The following is a 3,147-nucleotide window of genomic DNA, read 5'->3' as shown; positions in this document are numbered from 1 at the left end:
TGGTTGCGGGGGCAGGATTTGAACCTGCGACCTTCAGGTTATGAGCCTGACGAGCTACCGGACTGCTCCACCCCGCGTCAAAGAGGGCTGATGGTTTGGTGTGGGTTTTGTTTTGGCCGCGCGGTGGGGCGCGGTTTTTTTTGTGGTTCGGATGTATTGGGGTGTGCTTGCAAGACCTGGCGGCGACCTACTCTCCCGCATCCTTTTGATGCAGTACCATCGGCGCTGGCGGGTTTCACGGCCGAGTTCGGAATGGGGTCGGGTGTTTCACCGCCGCCGTAGCCACCAGGTCGTGCAAGCACGCCCTTGGGGAGGTTGCGCTGGGGGCTGCCGGCGTTTTCGGGTGCCGGCGGCCTGATTGGGGTGTGGTCCTTGGTTTGCTGATGGCCCGCGTTCGGTGTGTTTCCTTTGCGGGGTTTGCCGCTGTGCGCGGCGGGGTGTGGCGGTTTCCTGAGGGTTTCAGGAGACGCCACGGGAGGGATCAAGCCGATCGAGCGATTAGGACCGGTTAGCTTCACGCATTGCTGCGCTTCCACCTCCGGCCTATCGACGTGGTGGTCTTCCACGGCTCTATGGCGAGACCTGGTTTTGAGGGGAGTTTCCCGCTTAGATGCCTTCAGCGGTTATCTCGTCCGCACGTAGCTACCCGGCACTGCGGCTGGCGCCACAACCGGTCCACCAGAGGTGCGTCCATCCCGGTCCTCTCGTACTAGGGACAGCTCCTCGCAAGTCTCGTACACCCGCGGCAGATAGGGACCGAACTGTCTCACGACGTTCTAAACCCAGCTCACGTACCACTTTAATCGGCGAACAGCCGAACCCTTGGGACCTGCTCCAGCCCCAGGATGTGATGAGCCGACATCGAGGTGCCAAACCTCCCCGTCGATGTGGACTCTTGGGGGAGATCAGCCTGTTATCCCCGGCGTACCTTTTATCCGTTGAGCGATGGCCCTTCCACGCGGGACCACCGGATCACTATGACCGACTTTCGTCTCTGCTCGAGCCGTCGCTCTCGCAGTCAGGCGGGCTTATGCCATTGCACTCGACGACTGATGTCCGACCAGCCTGAGCCCACCATCGCGCGCCTCCGTTACTCTTTGGGAGGCGACCGCCCCAGTCAAACTACCCGCCATGCAGGGTCCCGGACCCGGATCACGGGCCGCGGTTAGGCACTAAGACCGGCAAGGGCGGTATTTCAAGGATGGCTCCACGCGCGCTGGCGCGCGCGCTTCCAAGCCTCCCGCCTATCCTACACATACCGGCCCTAGTGCCACTGCAAAGCTGTAGTAAAGGTGCACGGGGTCTTTCCGTCTGACCGCGGGTACTCCGCATCTTCACGGAGAATTCAATTTCGCTGAGTCGGCGTTGGAGACAGTGGGGTAGTCGTTACGCCATTCGTGCAGGTCGGAACTTACCCGACAAGGAATTTCGCTACCTTAGGACCGTTATAGTTACGGCCGCCGTTTACCGGGGCTTCGGTTCGGGGCGTGAACCCCTCCCCTTAACCTTCCGGCACCGGGCAGGCGTCAGACCCTATACGTCGCCTTGCGGCTTCGCAGAGCCCTGTGTTTTTAGTAAACAGTCGCCACCCCCTGGTCTGTGCCCCCGCCCACCGGTTGCCCGATGGGCGGGCCCCCTTCTCGCGAACTTACGGGGGCAATTTGCCGAGTTCCTTCAACGCCGTTCTCTCAAGCGCCTCGGTATTCTCAACCAACCCACCTGTGTCGGTTTCGGGTACGGTCCATAACGTGGGGGCTGTTTCCTGGAACACCTCAGCCGCCGGATCAATCCGTTAAGACCCGACGACACCCGGCATTCGTCACCTCCCACGGGCCCAGGAATATTAACCTGGTTCCCATCGGCTACGGCTTTCGCCCTCGCCTTAGGGGCCGGCTCACCCTGCGCGGATTAGCCTTGCGCAGGAACCCTTGGGTTTTCGGCGAGAGTGTTTCTCACACTCTTGATCGCTACTCATGTCAGCATTCGCACTTCCGATACCTCCAGGACCCCTCACGGGTGTCCCTTCACCGGCCTACGGAACGCTCCGCTACCGCGCATGCCACAAGGACATGCACCCGCAGCTTCGGTGGACGGCTTGAGCCCCGGTACATTTTCGGCGCAGGACAGCTTGTTTAGACCAGTGAGCTATTACGCTTTCTTTAAAGGATGGCTGCTTCTAAGCCAACCTCCTGGTTGTCTTGGCCGTCCCACATCCTTTCCCACTTAGCCGTCACTTGGGGACCTTAGCTGGCGGTCTGGGCTGTTTCCCTCTCGTCCATGGACCTTAGCACCCATGGACTGTCTGCCGCGCTCTGCTCGCCGGTATTCGGAGTTTGGTTAGGTTTGGTACCCCTCGCGGGGCCCTAGCCCATCCAGTGCTCTACCCCCGGCGGCAAGCACGCGACGCGCTACCTAAATAGCTTTCGCGGAGAACCAGCTATCTCCGGGTTTGATTGGCCTTTCACCCCTAGCCACAGGTCATCCGCCGATTTTTCAACATCGGTCGGTTCGGCCCTCCAGTGGGTGTTACCCCACCTTCAGCCTGCCCATGGCTAGATCACCCGGTTTCGGGTCTGATACCGCGAACTGAACGCCCTGTTCAGACTCGCTTTCGCTGCGCCTTCACCTATCGGCTTAAGCTTGCTCGCGACACCAACTCGCTGACCCATTATACAAAAGGTACGCGGTCACCCCAGACAAGCTGGAGCTCCCACTGCTTGTAGGCACCCGGTTTCAGGTTCTGTTTCACTCCCCTCATCGGGGTGCTTTTCACCTTTCCCTCACGGTACTGGTCCACTATCGGTCATCGAGGAGTACTTAGGCTTGGAGGGTGGTCCCCCCATGTTCAGACAGGATAATCCGTGTCCCGCCCTACTCGTGCCTGACCGCCGAACCTGTCCCGTACGGGGCTGTCACCCGCTATGGCGCGCCTTTCCAGACGCTTCCGGTTGCTCGACGGCCAGAACTGGCCTGGTCCCCGTTCGCTCGCCACTACTAGGGGAGTCTCGGTTGATGTCCTTTCCTCCGGCTACTGAGATGTTTCAGTTCGCCGGGTTCGCCTCCGAACGCCTATGAATTCAGCGCCGGATGACCCAAAAGGGCCGGGTTTCCCCATTCGGAAATCCACGGATCAAAGCTTGCTCACAG

Annotated in this window: 1 tRNA gene and 2 rRNA genes (1 of these 3 running past the window's edge); all 3 read right to left on the bottom strand. The window is 60.4% G+C overall.

Going from position 1 to position 3,147, the window contains the following annotated elements:
* Nucleotides 1-77, bottom strand: a tRNA-Met gene (locus DRB17_RS19630).
* 97 nt (nucleotides 78-174) lie between these two features.
* Nucleotides 175-290: ribosomal RNA gene (gene rrf / locus DRB17_RS19625) — 5S ribosomal RNA — on the bottom strand.
* 187 nt (nucleotides 291-477) lie between these two features.
* Nucleotides 478-3,147, bottom strand: a 23S ribosomal RNA gene (locus tag DRB17_RS19620); it runs 86 nt beyond the window's last position.

Source organism: Ferruginivarius sediminum (genome assembly GCF_003344765.1).
In the GTDB taxonomy this organism is placed as follows: domain Bacteria; phylum Pseudomonadota; class Alphaproteobacteria; order Kiloniellales; family Rhodovibrionaceae; genus Ferruginivarius; species Ferruginivarius sediminum.
This window is presented reverse-complemented; position numbering and strand designations above follow the sequence as displayed.